Annotated in this window: 15 protein-coding genes; 5 read left to right on the plus strand and 10 right to left on the minus strand. The window is 65.0% G+C overall.

The window, feature by feature from the left end:
• Window positions 1-66: 66 nt before the first annotated feature.
• The gene (locus ACQPYY_RS24260) at window positions 67-906 is read left to right on the plus strand and encodes a hypothetical protein (RefSeq protein ID WP_433591105.1); all 840 of its coding nucleotides are present in this window, start codon (window positions 67-69) and stop codon (window positions 904-906) included.
• Window positions 907-984: 78 nt separating this feature from the next.
• On the opposite strand, the gene gcvT is transcribed toward ACQPYY_RS24260, so the two are convergent.
• The 4 genes from gcvT to ACQPYY_RS24280 all read right to left on the minus strand — a co-directional run bounded on the left by gcvT (window position 985) and on the right by ACQPYY_RS24280 (window position 4,643).
• Complete coding sequence (gcvT, locus tag ACQPYY_RS24265; protein ID WP_433591106.1) at window positions 985-2,085, minus strand: glycine cleavage system aminomethyltransferase GcvT; 1,101 nt, start codon at window positions 2,083-2,085, stop codon at window positions 985-987.
• Window positions 2,086-2,094: 9 nt separating this feature from the next.
• Window positions 2,095-3,183, minus strand: a complete 1,089-nt coding sequence (locus ACQPYY_RS24270) for an exonuclease domain-containing protein (protein ID WP_433591107.1) — start codon at window positions 3,181-3,183, stop codon at window positions 2,095-2,097.
• Window positions 3,184-3,185: 2 nt separating this feature from the next.
• Window positions 3,186-3,728, minus strand: coding sequence for a hypothetical protein (locus ACQPYY_RS24275; RefSeq protein WP_433591108.1), 543 nt, complete (start codon window positions 3,726-3,728; stop codon window positions 3,186-3,188).
• Between the two features lie 291 nt (window positions 3,729-4,019).
• On the minus strand, window positions 4,020-4,643 hold the full coding sequence (locus tag ACQPYY_RS24280) for an antibiotic biosynthesis monooxygenase family protein (RefSeq protein ID WP_433591109.1): 624 nt from the start codon (window positions 4,641-4,643) through the stop codon (window positions 4,020-4,022).
• 297 nt (window positions 4,644-4,940) lie between these two features.
• Between ACQPYY_RS24280 and ACQPYY_RS24285 the strand changes: the two genes are divergently transcribed.
• A complete protein-coding gene (locus tag ACQPYY_RS24285) occupies window positions 4,941-5,303 on the plus strand; it encodes a hypothetical protein (RefSeq protein ID WP_433591110.1) in 363 nt (120 codons plus the stop codon).
• Window positions 5,304-5,345: 42 nt separating this feature from the next.
• Here ACQPYY_RS24285 and ACQPYY_RS24290 read toward each other — a convergent pair whose 3' ends face one another.
• The 3 genes from ACQPYY_RS24290 to ACQPYY_RS24300 all read right to left on the minus strand — a co-directional run bounded on the left by ACQPYY_RS24290 (window position 5,346) and on the right by ACQPYY_RS24300 (window position 10,246).
• Entirely contained in the window at window positions 5,346-6,881 is a 1,536-nt protein-coding gene (locus ACQPYY_RS24290; protein WP_433591111.1) for an alpha/beta fold hydrolase, read from the minus strand.
• 312 nt (window positions 6,882-7,193) lie between these two features.
• A protein-coding gene (locus ACQPYY_RS24295) for an IS3 family transposase (protein ID WP_433590723.1) occupies window positions 7,194-8,368 on the minus strand; the annotation gives its coding sequence in 2 pieces (ribosomal slippage) (window positions 7,194-8,104 and window positions 8,104-8,368; 1,176 coding nt in all).
• Between the two features lie 741 nt (window positions 8,369-9,109).
• Complete coding sequence (locus tag ACQPYY_RS24300) at window positions 9,110-10,246, minus strand: CapA family protein (RefSeq protein ID WP_433591112.1); 1,137 nt, start codon at window positions 10,244-10,246, stop codon at window positions 9,110-9,112.
• A gap of 208 nt (window positions 10,247-10,454) precedes the next feature.
• On the opposite strand from ACQPYY_RS24300, the gene ACQPYY_RS24305 reads away from it, so the two are divergent.
• The gene (locus ACQPYY_RS24305) at window positions 10,455-11,048 is read left to right on the plus strand and encodes a YbhB/YbcL family Raf kinase inhibitor-like protein (RefSeq protein WP_433591113.1); all 594 of its coding nucleotides are present in this window, start codon (window positions 10,455-10,457) and stop codon (window positions 11,046-11,048) included.
• A 122-nt stretch (window positions 11,049-11,170) separates the two neighbouring features.
• Here ACQPYY_RS24305 and ACQPYY_RS24310 read toward each other — a convergent pair whose 3' ends face one another.
• Window positions 11,171-11,551, minus strand: coding sequence for a hypothetical protein (locus tag ACQPYY_RS24310; protein WP_433591114.1), 381 nt, complete (start codon window positions 11,549-11,551; stop codon window positions 11,171-11,173).
• A gap of 403 nt (window positions 11,552-11,954) precedes the next feature.
• Between ACQPYY_RS24310 and ACQPYY_RS24315 the strand changes: the two genes are divergently transcribed.
• Complete coding sequence (locus ACQPYY_RS24315) at window positions 11,955-12,461, plus strand: AAA family ATPase (protein ID WP_433591115.1); 507 nt, start codon at window positions 11,955-11,957, stop codon at window positions 12,459-12,461.
• Window positions 12,462-12,680: 219 nt separating this feature from the next.
• Window positions 12,681-15,398 carry a phosphotransferase gene (locus tag ACQPYY_RS24320; protein WP_433591116.1) on the plus strand — a complete coding sequence of 906 codons (2,718 nt, stop codon included), beginning with the start codon at window positions 12,681-12,683 and terminating at the stop codon, window positions 15,396-15,398.
• Here the strand turns inward: ACQPYY_RS24320 and ACQPYY_RS24325 are convergent.
• Complete coding sequence (locus ACQPYY_RS24325; protein WP_433591117.1) at window positions 15,395-15,601, minus strand: DUF397 domain-containing protein; 207 nt, start codon at window positions 15,599-15,601, stop codon at window positions 15,395-15,397. The two genes, ACQPYY_RS24320 and ACQPYY_RS24325, sit on opposite strands and share 4 nt — an antisense overlap.
• A complete protein-coding gene (locus ACQPYY_RS24330; RefSeq protein ID WP_433591118.1) occupies window positions 15,598-16,479 on the minus strand; it encodes a helix-turn-helix domain-containing protein in 882 nt (293 codons plus the stop codon). Before ACQPYY_RS24330 ends, ACQPYY_RS24325 begins: the two co-directional genes overlap by 4 nt.
• Window positions 16,480-17,505: the final 1,026 nt, after the last annotated feature.

Here is a 17,505-nt window from a genome sequence, read left to right on the forward strand (position 1 = left end):
GGTGCGGGCCCTTACGGACCGTTCACCATCCCGCCGTCGCCGCGACCGCTGGATAGGGTGGACGGCGTGTATCCGGAGCCTCCGCTGACGCAGCCGCCCCGTTCCAACCGTCCCCTGGTCATCGCGTTGATCGCCGTGAGCGTGCTGGGCCTGGTCGCCATCCTCGCCGTCGCGGCCCTCACCCCCGCCCACACCATCCCCGGAACCGCCCTCCCCGCGGACGACTACGGCCCCCAGGACACTGCCACCCACACCACCGCGCCGACCACCACGACCACGACCGGCGCCGCCAAATCCCAGATCGCGGCCCTGACCCCCGGCTGGCAGACCGCGTACTCCATCAACCGCAACGCCGGCTACGACGCACCCCAGGACTGGACGGTCCCGACCCCGACCACCATCGTCGGCTACGAGGGCGGCGGCGGCCGCGTGGTCATGAGCGGCGCGGCGGAATGGCAGCCCAAGTCCTGCGACGGCCATCACACCAAAGCCCTCGCGGGCGTGACCGGCTCCACAATGGGCGACACCGCCGCCGCGGCCAAGGACATCGCAACCAGCTGGGCCAAGGTCGTCGGCTCCAACGACGACCGCCCCAACTCCACCTACACCCTCTCCCCCGCCGAAACCCTCACCGTCCAGGGCAAACCCGCCGCCCACGTAACCGCCACCCTGGCCAACCCGGGCCCGAACGACTGCTCCCACCCCGCAGTTTCGGTCGTCCACGCCATCGCCGTGCCCGGCAACAAAGGCCAATCCGTGGTGATGGTCATCTACGCCGACCAGAACGTCGACGGCGCGGTCACCGACGACACTCTTCGCCAGATGTACAACACGCTCCGCCCGGCGGGGCTGGCCGTCGCGGACTGCAAACAGGACAACGAGGTCGTCGGCACCTGGTGCGGGTGAGTTCACCCGGACGCCGAACGATGAACGCCGCAGCCGGTTGTCTCGACTGCAGCGTTCATCGCTACGAGCGAAGCTCCTTCAGGCAGTGCGGGTTTCGACGAACGGCGGGCGGATGACCTCGCAGCGAAGGCGGCGGCCACGGACGTCGACCTCGACCTGGTCGCCCGGCTCGAGGCCCGCGGCGGTGTCGAGCAATGCCAGCGCGATGCCGACCTTGAGCGTGGGCGAGAAGGTGCCGGAGGTGGTTTCGCCGACCTGCTCGTCACCGCGCATCACGGCCTGGCCCTGACGCAGCACGCCCTTGTCGATCGCCTTGAGCCCCAGCAGGGTTCGGCGCGGACCGGCGGCCTTCTCGGCGTCGAGCGCCTCTTTGCCCCAGAATTCCGGCTTCTTCCAGCCGACCGCCCAGCCGGTACGGGCCTGCAGCGGCGAAATGTCCACGGACAGTTCGTGTCCGTGCAGCGGGTACCCCATCTCGGTGCGCAGCGTGTCGCGCGCGCCCAGTCCGGCGGGCTGGCCGCCGGCGGCCTGCACCTCGCTGGTCAGCGCCCGGAACACGGCCTCGGCGTCCTCCCACTTGGGCAGCAGCTCGTAACCGTGCTCGCCGGTGTACCCGGTGCGGCACACCCGAATCGGGCGACCGTCCCACTCGGCGTCGGCGTAGGCCATGTACTCCATGTCGGTGGGCAGCCCCAGCTTGGCCAGCACCTCCGTCGACCGCGGCCCCTGCACCGCGAACACGGCGTACCCGCGGTGCTCGTCGGTGATGGTGATCCCCTCGGGCGCGACCTTCTGCATCTCGGCCACCACCGCGGCGGTGTTCGCCGCGTTCGGCACGAGGAAGATCTCGTCGTCACTCACGTAATACGCGATGAGGTCGTCGATGACCCCGCCCTCGGGCGTGCAGCACAGCGTGTACTGCGCCTTCCCGGGCCGAATCCGGTTCAGATCATTGGTGAGCGCCGAGTTCACGAACGCCGCGGCCCCCGCGCCCTTGACCGTCGCCTTCCCCAGGTGGCTGACGTCGAACAGCCCGACGGTGGTCCGCACGGCGGTGTGCTCACCGACCGTCCCCGCGTACGAAACCGGCATCTCCCACCCCCCGAACGGAGCGAAGGTGGCGCCCAGCTCGACATGGACGGCGTGGATGGGTCCCTGCAGCAGCTTCTCGTCGGTCACCGCCGCAGTTTATCGGTCGGCCGATAGCGGGGTGACATCGGAACCGACCGCCTGCAACGCTCGATCGCCACCGGTCAGCGGCTCGGACACGATCGCGCCCGCTGCCGGGGGTTCGGACACGATGGCGGCTGCTGCCGGGCCGGGCCGCGCGCCGAGGCGGGCGACGAACGCGGCCTCATCCATCACCTCGATTCGCTGACCCCGTATCCGCAGTTCCGCGACCCGCCGAGCCTTGCTCGTCGTGAACGCGGCGGCGTCGGCGCCGCGGAAGCCGTCACCGATCACAAGTCCGGTCGTGCGGCGGGTGACGTTGCGGGCGGGGGTCGCCCCGCACGCGGCGATGGCGTCCCAGGCCTGCTGACGGTTCATTGCCGCGAGATCACCGGTGAAGACGATGATCTCGCCGTACAGCGGATGGGTCGGATCGGTGCCGGTGACGGTCGGCAGCACCAATTCCTCACGGGCGAACCAGGATCGGCGGGGTGCGCGCTCGGCGGCGACGGGCTCGGTCCGCAATGGCCGAGGCGTCCGTTCCGTCCGCTGCGGCCGGTCGACGACCATCCGTTCGAGGGCCGCGAGCGAGTCGGTGCCCGCCCGGTTGGCCAGGGCGATCACGATGTCGGCGGCCGCGGCGGCGTCGGCGGCTGCGTCATGGTGGTTGGTGAAGTCGATGCCGAGCGCGTCCGCGACGTGCGGCAGACGGTAGCTGTCGAGGGCGAGGTGACGGCGGGCCAGCGCGAGACTGCAGCTGTAGGTCCAGGTGGGCGGATGAATACCGCTGTGGGCGCAGGCTTCCCGGATGGCGCCGCTGTCGAAGCCCGCATTGTGAGCAATGACAGGAAGGTCACCGATGAGGCCCACCATTTCGGGCCACCGGTGCGCGAACTCCGGCTTGTCGGCGACCATCGCCGCCGAGATCCCGTGCACGCGAATGTTGTGCCAGTTGAAGAAGTCGAGCCCCGCGGGCGGCCGGCACAGCCACGACGCCTCCTCGGCACGACGACCGTCCCGCACGACGGTGACCCCGACCGCGCAGATACTCCCCCGTGAGGAGTTGGCGGTCTCGACATCGATGGCGGCGAACGAAAGTCCCGCCATGCTCACCGCACCGCGAGCGGCAGCGACCGCGCCTCGGGCCCACCGAGCTCGACCAGGAACGGCCGGGCCAGCCGCAGCGACTCGAACGCCGCCCAGGCATCAGCCAATTCCGCGACCTCACGCGCCAACGTCAGCACCGGCCGAATATGGTCGTCCACCACGTCGACCTGATACCGCGTCAACGGCACCCCATCGGCCGCCGCGATCACCGGCCACTGCGGCCGCGTCAGCTTTCCGCCCGCGTCCTGATGCTCGGTGAACCGCGCATCCGCGGATTCGACTGCCGCGCGGACGGTTTCAACTGTCGCGTCGATGTCGACGATCCGCGCACTCCCAGCATCCACTGCCGCGTCGCCTTTCGCCATCGCGACCGGGTATCCGCTCGTGAGACTCTCGATCTCCGCCACGCACGACCGATCCAGCACCCAAGCGCCCGATAGCCGCGACTCCCCCACCGCCGCGCCCACATTCACATGCCAGATGACCATCCGTTCCCCGCCCGCGCCGAGCACCGCGAGGGAATGAAGGTCGGAGGAGGAAGCCATAACGCTCCACGGTCGTGGCGAACAGGTCCCGCGCTACGTTAGAGCATCCCGCCGACAGATTTCCGTGAACCCCCACGCGAATCATCAACGGAGCCAAACAGTTCCGACCGACCGGTGTTCCACTACGCAACTCGGCCCGCACCCGACCCGCTGCCCACGGTGAATCAGCATGCGCAGAAAGCGGCCTCCGATCGTCGAACGATCAATGCCCGACTCACCGCCGGTCGACCGAGCACGGCCGCGCGCCGCGGCCGTGCCTCGATGAGCCGTTCCGCCGACTCCAGCCCGAGATCAGACCAGTTCGGGAACGCGCAAATGCGCCAAGGCCAGCTCGAATTCGCGGACGTCGACAGCCTCGACGCGCGCCTGCCGAGCGGCGTCCACTCGCAACGCGGCCGACGCCATCCGATTGCGTTCCATCGCCTCGGCACTGTCGTACACACTGCACGACACAGCACGCCCCGACGCCCAGTTCACCATCAGGCTCGCACTGCAAAATCCATCGAGCTGCTGCTCCATACCGGGCAACGTATGCCCCCGATACACGTCGATCGCACTGTCGATCCTGCTGGGATCAGTCTTCACCCAGGTGACCCGCGCACACGCACCCTCCGGCGTCACATGCGCCCGATGCATGGCCGCGATCTCCCATTCCTCGACCACCGGACTCCCGCCGAATATCTCCGCCGCACGATTACGAATCGGATTCACCCGCGCGGCGCTCGCCCGCAGCGCCTCCTCGGATTCCCACGAGCTGGTCACGATGCACCGCCCGGTATGCCGATCAACCAGCAACGAAAGCCCGACACACCCCGGAATCCCCTCAATCCCCGGCATGACCTCGTCCCGCACATGCGCGATCCCGGATTCCAAAGCAGACAATTGCGCCTGAAGCGTGGTAGACCGTGCGTACACGACCCACCTCCTTTCTCCACAGAGGCAGCGCCCGGCGGCGCCACCGGCACACTTCACAGTGCCCCCTCCTGATCACCAGAGCAATAGCCGATGGCTATTTCGCAGCAATCGAACGGCCTCACCGGCCATGACCCCAGAACCAAGGGGCTTTACTCGGCAGCCAGGTTGTGACCTCGCCGAGGATTGCCGCGCACGGCTAATTGAGGCATGTCCGGGTGGCGCGGTCGTATCATTTACCCGTTGGCCGCTCCCACAAGCTATTGCCGAGGTCGGATATCGACCACCGTCGATCGCACAGTGAGGATCTCGCAGATGGCAAGCTCGATTGAGCCCTATCAGGCAGAGGCGTCCGTCGCCGATTCGTCGACCTGCCCCGGATCACAATGCCAGTTCACGTTTCCAACGGTTCCCGCCGGGAAGCGATTGCATCTCACCAGCGTTTCCGCACAACTCGGCCAGGTCTCCGACGTCATTGTCCTCGAGGGTGCGGGGGTGTCGTACTTCGTGACCAAGTTCCACCCCGACCTCGGTTACCTCACCACCCCGGTGTCGCTGTACTACGGGGCCGGGCAAACGCCGACGGCGCGCGTGTTTGCACCGAATCCGGATCAACACACGTCGCTGATCATCACCCTGGTCGGTGAACTCGAGAAGCTGTAGCCGAATCGAGTTGTCCCCTGGGCAACCGCTAGCGCGAAGCCGTCACGCCGGACAGCCTGTCGTGGTCCCTTGGGCAGCGATTCCGCTTGCGTTGACGGCGAATCGGCCGCATTCCTTGCCATCGAAGGTGCCGTGTTCGACCCATTCGGTCAGTGCTGCCGCGACGGTGCTGTGAGGGCCGAGCCAAGTCTGCGCGGTTTGCCCATACGGGATGGTCGCATCATTGTGGTCGTCGCAGCGGGCGTCGGCACAACCCTCGCTGTGCATGAAATGTCCGCCGCATTCGATCTTCACCATCACTTTGTTCGCGACGCCGGTGAGCGAGTCGAAGATGTTGTCGGCGTTGGCCGGTGGGTTGGTCAGGTCGTCCGAGCCTTGCAGGATCAGCGTCGGCACCGTGAAGGTGGCCGCGACGGTGGGATTCCAGCCGTAGTTGGTGAACGTCGGCAGCCGGTACACCCCGCTCGGATGGGCAGGATCGCTACCGCCCCAGGTCTTGCCGAGCGGATCGAGGTCGAGCACCTGCCGTTGCAGATCCTGTGGTCCGCCGACCGGCACGCGGCCGGTGCAGACGGATTCACGATCCGGCGGCACGCCGTCCCAGCCGCCCGTGCGACCGATCGCGAGCGGGAACGACGTGGACCGCTCCAACTCGGGCAGGTCGGCTTCCTCGGTGGGGAGGTTGACGTCGCCGGGCACACCGGGCAGGCGGTTGAAAACCGATGCCACCAACAGGATTCGACTGACCTTGCGGTTGGCGTGTTCCCCGAGCCGGTACAACGCACGGGCCACGCGCGCCCCACCGAGCGAGTAGCCCAGCACGGCGACTTTGTCCGCCCGCGGCCGAGCCTTGGCGATGGCGTCGTCGATTACCTGCAGGATGTCGCGCGCCCAGACGTCGGTGGTGGCGAAGTAATGGCCGCTGGTGTGCTTGCGCATTTCGCCGTGCAGCGGATTCACGCCGAGCCCATCGATCGGCGGATTCTTGCCGTCGCCGAGATAGCGGGCCTGCTGGTTGAGCGGGAAGATGGCCGCATTCCGGGTCCGGTCGCACCCGACTTCCGGTGTCGCACAGCTGTTGTCGGCACCGTACGCCGGAAGACTGGCGTTGGCAGGATCGTCGAGGCCATCGGGGAATCGGGTCGATTTGCCGTAGCCGAGCAGGTCGGGCGCGAAGGTGTCGATCCCGGACCGAGCGAGGGCTTCCTGAAGGCTGAACGCCCCACCACCGGGGTCTTGCGAGGTCGGATGACGCAGGTCGAAGGTGGACGACCCGGGGATCGAGCGACCGTGCACGAGCACCATCGCCGTAGTCTGCACACCTGGGCACCTGCCGTGCGCATAGGCCGGCGTCACGCGATGCACTCGGATCGTGGCAGGACGGCCGTCGAACATCGCATCCGGCATCAGGTGCGGCGGCATCGTGAAATCCAGTGTGTAGTCGGATGCCTCGACCCCCGTCGGGACCCGATCGCACGTGGGTGCGGCCTGCACAAGAGGCGCCGACCCGACGTGGATCGACCCGGCTAACACCGCGGCGAATACCGCAGCGGCGAGCGAACTTCGCGGTGCGCTCATCGAATACATTCCTGTCCGGGGTCAACAATGCTCGATTGAGCCAGGATCGTAGCTGGTCAGGGTGCGCAGACCGGGGATGCCGGGCGGCGCGGCAACAAGCTCGTCGACAACCGGGTGCGGTCCCCAGCTGCCAGCCGGGGAGGTCGACCCGATAGTCACTCATGCTTGTGACGGGATCCGACGCCAGCTGCTGCACTTTTGGAACAAAAGTGCAGTAATCGAAGACGTTGGCAAACTTTTATACAAATAAAGTATGGTAATGGCAGAGTAGTGAAGGGCTGGAATGTTCTCGGACAGTGAGGGTTTGATTTCTCAGGCTGTTTTGTTCCGTGCGAACCAGGCGGACTCTACTTCGTTCGGCGTGCGGTAGTCAATCGCGGAGTGGAGTCGAATCTGGTTGTACCGTAACTCGATATAGGCGGTGATGTCACGGCGGGCGTGTTCGCGGGTCCGATAGTGGGTGCGGTGGACGCGTTCGTTTTTCAGGGTGGCGTTGAACGACTCGGCCCAGGCATTGTCGAAACAGGTTCCGGTGCGTCCCACGGAATGTCGGAGGCCGAGTTTCCGAACGGCTCGACGGAATTCGGTGGACAGGTATTGGGTGCCGCGGTCGCTGTGGAAGATGGTGTCCCCGGCTCGGATCGGGAGATTTCGTGCCGCCATGTTCAGGGCTTCGACAACGAGTTCGGTCTGCATGTGGTCGGCCATGGCGTAGCCGACTACTTTCCTGGAATAGCAATCCAGGACGGTGGCCAGATAAAGCCAGCCCTGGCGGGTGCGGATGTAGGTGATGTCGCCGACCAGTTTGCGGGCCGGCGCGGTGGCGGTGAAATCACGGCGAACCAGATCCGGGTGGCCGAGCTGGTCGGCGGCAAACGGTGGTGGGGGCCGGAACGGGCGCGGCTGACAGGCAACCAACCCCAGTTCACGCATGATTTTCCGGATCGTATCCGGGTCTGCCGATACCTTCCGGCGGGCCAGCGCGGCGTGGACACGTCGATACCCGTAGGTGCCGTCGGAATGGGTGAAACACGACCGGACCTCGACCTTCAACCTCTCCCGGTGGCGGTCGGTGGCCGAGGGCGCCCGGTGACGCCAGGCGTAATAGCCCGACCGCGACACCCCGGCCCACCGGCACATGTCAGCGATCGCGTGATGGCCTTCTTCGGAAGCGACGAACGCATATTTCGCCGCTACAGGTACTTCTTCGCGAAGAAGGCCACTGATTTTCCCAGAAACTCGTTCTCCTCCCGCAGTTTCCGGTTCTCCTCCTCCAACACCCGCAACCGCGACCGCTCATCGGTCGACAAATCCGACCCGGTCTCACCGCTCTCGACCCGGAAGGCGTGAACCCAATTCCGGATCGTCTGCTCGGTCACCCCGCAATCACGCGCCACATCGCCGAACGACCGCCCCTTGTCCAGCACCTCCCGAGCAGCCGACTCCCGGAACTCCGGGCTGAACTTCCGCGATTTCCTCTGCGCCACAAGCCACTCCGTTCAGTCACCCAATCCTAGATTGGGACACTGTCCGAAGAACATCAGGCACCTCAGTAGGTCGACTTTTGCCAAGGAGACCGTATGGACTGGCCACCGCACCGGACCGAAGAGCGCGTCTGGACCTCGCGCCGCCGCCAAGGTTCGAAGGCGGACCGAACCCTCGATCGGATCGCTGTCAGCCGCCGCACCATCGATCACCGATAGCGAAATTCGGCGCAGCCTTGCGGCCGCGCCCCGACCGTAGAAGTCGGATAGCTGAATTAAGTTGTATGCCTTGACAATACAATCATCAGCTCTTCAAATCCCACGTGCCTGAAGCAGCCGCCACAGCCCGATAGCAGAGCCGCGTGGATCCGCCACCACCTCATCTCTCGACAGTCCCCAACCAGACGTACTCGCGCGCCCTGGTGATGGCGACGAATCGCTGGTTGATCACCAAACTCGGCACGGTCACGAGCCGCGTCAGTGAGCAGTTCCGCGGGAAGAGCCTTCGCGAAGAAGGGATGCAAGACTGCACGGAAGTCGAGCCCCTTGGCGCGGTACACGGTGCCGATCTTGATCATGTCCTCGTCGGCACCGGTGTAGTCCTCGAGGTTCCGGAACGGCACCCGCCACCGACGCAACGATCCTGGCTGGCCCGTTGTAGTGCTTCGCTACCAGTGCCCGCTGTTAGCGCCACCGGCGTCTTTCACAGTGCTCTATCCCGATCGCCACGGCAATAGCGGGTGGCTATTTGGTGGCCAGGCGGATCTCGAGCAGGTCATCAGCTCCGCGGTCGATATGGGTGTGGAACCGGCGGCTGATGCGAGTGAGCGTTTTGACCAGCCAATCGGCATCGGCCCGGGATGCAGGTTCGAGCTGCATGCGGCGAATCCGCATGGGCAACATCCGAATTCCGGTCGGCTGCCCGCCGGGCTCGACCGAAACCAGGAAGAGCAGCCGCAGTTCGGGACGGTAGGACCCATATCCGGAGATGCCTTCGTAGTCGTCGATGACATCACCACAGCCATAGAAGATCGGTTGGCCATGGTAGATCTCGACAGGGCGAGGATGGTGGGATGAATGCCCATGCACGATGTCGACGCCGGCGTCGATGAGCCGGTGGGCGAACTGGATTTCGCTCCGCCCGATCCCGTAGCCCCAGTTCGGGCCCCAATGCATCGACACGATCAGAATATCGCCGGGACGCTTGTACGCGACCGCTTGCGCCGCGACATGGTCGGCGACATCACGGCCCGCCGGATCACCGAACAGCCACACTCCCGGCCGATCGTGCCGCGCGGCCCACGCCCGCGGGACGCCGCTGCTGGTGCTGGCGACCGAGACGATAACCACCCGCCGCCCGGCCGGCTCCACTACCTGCGGGCGGCATGCCGCGTCGATGCTCGCTCCCGCCCCGGCCGCGCGGATGCCCGCCGCGTCGAGCGCGTCGAGCGTGTCGAGCAGACCACGGTTTCCGAAGTCGAGGATGTGATTGTTGGCCAACGCGCACGTGTCGGGCCGAAACGCTTTCAGCGTCGCGATATTGGCGGGGTTCATCCGATAATGGATGCCCTTGGCGGGCGCGAATACGCCGTCGCTGGTGATCGAGGTTTCGAGGTTTATCAGCCGGACGTCGGGCGCCAGTTGGTCGAGCATCGGCCCGACGTCGCCCCACGGCCAGTCGAAGTCGACCGGGTACGGTATCGGCCCGTTCGCCTTCTCGGCCAACTCGACGTAGCGACAGGCGTCCTCGACCCACGATTCGTGCAAGAGCGGATCACCCGGATGCGGCAGGATCTGATCGACGCCACGACCGAGCATCACATCACCGCCAAGCAGCACGGTGACCGGACTCTGTTGCGATGGACTACTCGTCTGCGTCATCGATTCGCCCCTAGAACACGGCCTGCCCAAGAGCTGTCTACCTGTCCGTGACGACGGATGTAATGGCCATTGTAGCGGCGGGGATACCGCTCCGAAGACCTTCGCTTCTGGGCAGGGTCCGGGCGAAAGCGCAGAATCTATCTATCGCACGAATCGATTCGCCCGAATAGCGGCGGCTTATCGGGCCGCATGAGCGGAAGGCATCGTTATGAAGGTCCGAAGTGATTCATTCGACGCTGATGCGCGCATTCCGGGCACGTTCGCCTACGGCGTACCGGATGCCGTGCACCATGTCCGGGCGGGCGCCAATCGCAACCCGCATCTGGCGTGGGATGAGGTGCCCGCGGGAACACAATCCTTCGCGGTCGTGTGCTGCGACCCCGACGTGCCCAGCACCGGCTCGGACGTGAACGTCGAGGGGCGAACGGTGCCGGAGGAATTGCCGCGCAACGACTTCTACCATTTGGCGTTGTTCGATATCCCAGCCGACGTGCGGCAGATCGCCGCAGGCAGCCTCCAGACCACACACAATCCGACCGCACCCCATAACGCGCGGTACGGCCTCAACGACTTCAGCAGTGCGGGAAACGATCATTACGGCTATGACGGCCCCTGCCCGCCCTGGAACGACCAGCGCCTCCATCACTACGTGTTCACCGTCAGCGCCCTGGATGTCGAACGGCTGCCGCTGCGACAGGCGGTGACCGGGAAACAGCTACGCCAAGCGATGACCGGCCACGTCCTGGGGCAGGCCGACCTCGTCGGCACCTACACACTCAACTCCGCCCTGAGCTCGAACTGAGTGGCACAAGCGCATGTCATACCGAAGCGACTGCCGGTTCCAAGCTCGGACCGGAGGGCCGCGGGGAGGAGCGCTGTGGACGGCAGCCGTTTTGCTGGACGACCAGGCGTTGTGATGGCCGATCAGGGCAGCTGAATCTTATGCTCATGGTTCGCGACAGCTTCCTGGAGCCGGAACCGCGACAGTGTGTGCGGCCCACACTCGCAGGCAGCGGGCAACGCGTCATCGACAAAGCCATCACCGGCAAGCAGATCCGTATACCGGGTGCCATGCCCGTTAGCGCTGTGCGCAGCATCGACGAAATCACGCGACCCATGCGCGCGCGGCCCGGTCGCCGACTGATACACCGCGCCGGCCGGTGTATCGAACACCGCCGCCACACGATGACCACAACCGCACCGCACCTGCGTCAACGTATGCCCCGCCCGGTCCGTCAGCGAGTCCAGCGTGTTCTGGGCCAGCCGTCGTCGTTCCGGTGCGGTCAGAATCGAAACTTTTGCCATCAATCCACGATCACCTTCGAAGGTCTCAGCAGCAAGACCCAAATGGCCGAGAGAAGGGGTGATCGGCCCCGTTATCGCTTCGCAATCTTGTCGGGCGTCTGCCCGCGAGTGGTGAGGAGATTCTGATCGTCCGTGAGCTGGACCGAACCCTTGATCGCGATACGTGTTTGCACACAGCTGGTCGTCCTGCCAGAAGCCGGAGGATCACCGCCACCTTCACACGACTGCCCACCAGCACTTCGCGGACGGAGCCATGGATTCCCCTCTGCCGGATGATGTTTCACTCGCGCTGCGGTCGGTGCCGCGCGACGCAGGATGAACCCGAGCCGGGCCCTACCGAAACTCCGCCCTCCTACTTGATCATGGGCGACACTTGTGAGTGCCCACGGCAAGGGGAGGCTCTATGGCACTGATCGCACGTTATCAACCGGGAGCGATCGGCCGGCCGTTCGTGAACCGGCAGGCGGCGCTCGCCCGTTTCGACCGACTGCTGGCTGACGCGTCCGAGACTCCGAAAGTCCTGTTGCTCACCGGCGTCGGCGGAATCGGTAAGTCGCGTCTACTGGCTGAGTTGCGCTCGCGGGCCGCCGACAAGCACCCCACCGCCATGGTCGATTTCCAGGTGCCCAGCCACCGGCAATCGATCGAGGCACTGGCCGTGCTGCGATCCCAATTCGGTTCTCGGAAAATCAAGTTCCACCGCTTCGACATCGCCTACACGGTGCTGTGGCAGCGGCTGCACCCACATCTGCGCGTGAGCTTCGAGTCGATGACGTTCGCGGAGAACAGCGAGGTGCTCACCGAAATCCTGAACGACGCCACGGGGATTCCAGTGTTCGGCACCGCGGCTCGCCTGGTCGAGCTGGGGACACGAAAGGCCAAGCGGTCCTATCGCATTCGACATGATTAGGTTCTCCAGGAGCTTGACAAGCTCACGCTGAGTCAACTCGAAGATGCGGTTTCGTACCTGTTTGCAGCTGATCTCGCCGAGAGCACCGCAGACGAGCTGCCGTATGTCGCGTTCTTCGATGCGTACGAGGCGCTCGTCGGCGGCATCGACCGAGTCGGGCGGGCCGCTGTATCTGATGCCTGGCTTCGTGACGTCGTATCTCAGCTGGACAAGGGGCTGGTGGTAATCGCCAGCCGGGAACCCCTCGGCTGGCAGCGGCATGATCGCGAATGGAACGACCGGATCGACACGGTGGCCGTCGATGACCTGTCGATGGCCGACCGGCACCGCCTGCTCGATGCGTCGGGCGTGCTCGATCCGGCCGAGCGCGAAGCGATTGCCGCAGCCAGTGCCGGCGTCCCGTTCTACTTGCACCTCGCTATCGACGCCCGAGCTTATGCCGGTACCTCACCTGATCCGGTCTCACCCGAGGCGATCCTGGAGCGATTTCTCCAGCATGTTGCACCAGACGAGTTCAGGACGCTGGAGTTGCTGGGCCTCCCCCGCGTCTTCGACAACGGGATATTCACAGCCATCACAACAGCTTTCGGGCTCCCTGCGCACATCTCGGCCTGGAAGTCATTGATCAGCTATTCGTTCGTTCACGCCGCTGACCAGGATCAAGCTGCCCACCGGTTCCAGCTGCATCAGCTGATGGTCACCGCGTTGCGCCGACACCTGGACGACGAGGTGGCCGCTACGCTTCATAATGTGCTGCACAGCCTCTGGCGGGACCGAGCAGAATCCGGATCGGACCGGGTCGCCGCGCTGCGCGAAGCCTGTTACCACGGGGTGCGCGCCGGAACGTTGACCGCCGTCGCGCTGCTCGACTACGTGGACCGCATCGCGGCCGCGGGCGGCAAACAAGGGATCGACGCCGTCCTCGTCGATCTGAACGAGTATCTCGCTGACGGCAACCGATCCGACACCACCGAATTTCGTGAACTGACACAATGTTTGGCCGCCGAGGGCGCGATCCTTCTCGGGGATGCCAATCGAGCCGACGAACTGACCGCCGCGATCGCCACAGAGTCCACCGGACCGGTCGCCGAGCGTTTGACGCTGGCCGCGGCCAATGCCCGCCGCATCCTCGGCCGCACCGACGACGCGCTGGACATCTACACAACGCTGTGGTCGGCAGGATCCGGTCAAGTGCGGCTGGATGCCGGATTGTGGGCCGCCGACCTGCACATGCGCCAAGGCCGATTCGTTCAGGCCCTCGAACTCTGCGACCAGCTCGATGAACTCGCCGATGCCGACGACCACGAATTCCTCGGCGACATAGCCCGATTACGGCACCTCACCTACCGAATGTCCTTCGACACCGATGCGGCAGCGCGTTACCTGGCTGACGCCGATACCCACTACGAGGCAGCGGAAAGCATTGTCGGACAGGCGAACATCGCAACCAACCGCGCCGAACTGCTGGCCCTGACGGACCCCGCCGCCGGCATCGCCGCCGCGGCCGACGCCATAGCAATCCAACGCGACCTCGGCGCCCTCCACGAACTCGGAAAGGTACACACTGCTCTCGGGATCGCCTACCTGGCACTCGCCGATCTCGAAGCCGCCGACCGCGCGTTCGCCGACGCCTGCGAAACACTCGACCGCGCGGGATACCGCTCCGGCCGGGCCCGAGCCGAATTGTTCCGCGCCGGCTTGCACGCCCGCCGCGGCGACCGTGCGGCGGCTGTCACCGGGGCTCGCTGGGCAGTCTCCGAACTCGAGGCGGCCAACGTCTACCCGGCACTCGTCCTGCTCGCCCGAGCCGTGCTCGCCTTGTTCGGATGGTCCGATCCCGCAGTGTCCCTGGCCGCGGCGCGAGCAGTCACCCGAATCCAACCCCCGACGCCCGACCAGGACCTCGACCACGCTGCCCAGGTCATCTTCGCAAAGGTCCTCGGCCTGGATCCCGCCGCCTACTACCGCGAAGCCATCACCCGAACCGACGCCGCGGCCGGGTATTACAACCACAACGTACGAATCGATTCCCCTTCCGGCCCGGTCAACGTCCGAATCCCGGTCGCCGGCGCGGACATGATGGACCTGCACGTGTGGCCCGAGGTCGAAATCCTGCGCGCCATCGAACCCTTCGTGACCGCGGCGCCCCGAGTCCGCTGGGAGTGCACGGATCCGACCTACCAGATCCAAGACCACATCGAGGGCGAGCTACTCGACGACATCGCACCGCGCGGCCAAGCCGTACCGTCCTTCGTCCCCCGAGAAGTCGCCCGGCTCTTCGGCGATCTCCGCCTGATCCCGCGCGCACTTCTGCCGCACTCACACCAATCAGACCTGTCGGACGATCCCCTCACCTTCGCGAGCCGACTCTCCGATGTGACCCACGGAGTATTCCGCGACAACCGCGACCGCTACGCCAGGCTCTACCAAGCCCTCGAAATCCCGCCCGACCCTTTCGCCACCATCGAGACAGGCTGGCGCACACTCGAATCCCGACCATTCCGACTGCTGCACGCCGACGTCCACCACAAGAACATGATCATCCGCGACGGTCGAGAAGTCGTCTTCCTCGACTGGGAACTGGCCCTGTACGGCGACCCGCTCTACGACGTGGCTTCCCACCTCCACAAGATGGGCTACCAGCCGGATGAGCAGGTGTCCTTCCTGGAACAGTGGGCAGCCGCTGAGCCCGCGGCATCAACCCCCGGCTGGGAGTCAGACCTCCAGACCTACCTGAACCACGAGCGGATCAAGTCCGTCATCGTCGACGCAGTCCGTTACTCCAAAGTCCTGGCAGACGGCAGCCGATCCCCGGACCAAGAAGCCGCCTTGATTACGAACCTGATCGTCAAACTTTGCTTGGCTCAACAGGTTTGGGGCCGAGAGCGCAACTTCGACCCAGTCTTCGTCGACTCAGCTCTACGAGCCGGCGCCTAGGGCCGATCGAACCTGCCCGCTTTCACCGCGCGGGTGAAGCAATCCCAGGTCGGCCCATCGAAAACCAACACTGGGCTCGACTCGCCCAACTTCGAGTCCCGTACGCCCACACCGCCTCCCCCGAGGTGCGCGGCTTCTACGCATGCATCCTGTTGCGCTGATCTGCTGCTCTTGAACCAGACCACATCGGATCGAGCAATCATCCGTCGTACTCCTTCGCTGCCTGCACCAGCATGTCCCGTGTGTCCTGTTCATCCAACGCATGCCGTTTGATTTCCACAAGGGCGCTCCGATAGCTGTCGATTTCGCTGCCCTTCTCCAGGTAGAGAGCGCCGGTATAGCCCTCGACGTACACGACTGGCGGCTCAACCCACTTGGTACGCAGTTCAGGCGATGTTCGCGTGGGGAACTCCAGCAAGACGAACGGTCCAGTCTGCAATCCGAGGTGCGAACCAACCCGCTGCGGCACAACGCGGATCGAGACATTCGATGAAGCACCGAGCGTCACGAGATGACGTAGCTGGTCAGCCATTACCGCCTGACCGCCAACGTGATGGTGCAGCACAGCCTCAGACAGCAGCGCGGTTGTGACAAAGTCGGCCTCGCGCAACCGCTCCTGCCGCTTCACGGTCATCGCCACCCGCTGTTCGACCGCCGCAGTGGGCATCCCAGGAAACACCGTCCAGATCATGGCCCGCCGGTACTCAGGTGTCTGAAGAAGCCCGGGCAACAGCGTGAGCTGCCAGGTGGTCAGCCTCCGCGCAGCCTCTTCTAGCCCGAGGTACAGGTCGAAATGCACTGGTACACAATCACCGTACGAATGCCACCAACCGGTGCGCTGAGCTTCTTCGACCAGCCCCAACAGAGCCGCCGCATCGTCGTCCGATGCCTCATACAGCCGGCACAACGCCTCGATGTAAACCACCTTCAGCTTGACCGACTGCCCGCCCTCCATCCTCCACATGGTCTGCGGCGAAACCTCAATAGCCTTGCACGCCTGCGTCATACTCACTCCCGCCTTCTCCCGCATGCTGCGCAACTGGCGACCCAACATCCGGCGGGGAACGGTCGAACCGGTCATTCCGTTAGCCTCACTATCTGCTCAGCATCGTTTTGGAATGGCATCTTCCTGAGTTCTGGAAGTTTGAGAACAGTCCGGGAAACCACGGCACTGAAATCTTCCAGCATCGCCAGGCTCCGCGTCTACTGGGAATCGTTCACCCAAGAACCCAATCGGCCCGCGACGGGCGAACTCTCCCAAATATTTCGATTCACGCGAGGAGGCCATAATGCCTTGGGACGCATGGGCTCTGCTGTCGATCACTGCCCTCTGCATCGCCGTCATCCTCTGGTCCTGCTGGGGCTTCTACTCGGACAGCCACTCGGGAACCCCCAACACCCTTCGGCTTCCGCTCATCGGCGGCGGATACGTCGATGTCCCCGATCCAGCCGGACATCCCACCGGAAGGCACCGCTCCCACTACCGAAGGGCGACCAACCCATGAACCCCGCCGAAGTGGCCGTCCTGGCCGCACTCCACCCCGACAACGCTCTCACCGCAGTACAGATCCAACAGATATCAACCCTGACCAGCTGGCGCACTCGAAATGCTCTCGCCCAGCTCGAATCCCGCGGCCTGATCATCGCCAGCCGCCCGCGAGGACGCTGGCGGATCACAGGTCGCGGCCGGGCGATCCTGGCTGCTAAAGGACGCAGATTCGGTTGACAGAAGCAGCATGCATGCCGACCCTCGCAGCGTCCGCCATACGCTGTTATCGCCTCCATTCGCTGCCCGCAATGGTCGACCCGTCGGCAACGTCGACCAGGGTCAGCAGCCTGCCTCGTCACAACTGTGGTAGCTCGCGAGGACCTGAAAGCCGCCGTGGCTGAACCAATTTCGATGGTCATTGATCATCACCGAACGGCATCTCTATCGCAAATATGGCAACGTTGAGCAGGTTTGGGGCGTCAGATGCGCGCCGCCTTGTCAGCAGCGAAAACAAGATTAAGCCGCAATCGCTGGGTTATGAGCCAACCGGAAACGGTCCTAGACGTGTCATCATGTGCCGTCGCATCCCGTTAGGTGCTGGTCATCGGGATCCCAGCA

Source organism: Nocardia sp. CA-145437 (assembly GCF_050956485.1).
Taxonomy (GTDB): Bacteria; Actinomycetota; Actinomycetes; order Mycobacteriales; family Mycobacteriaceae; genus Nocardia.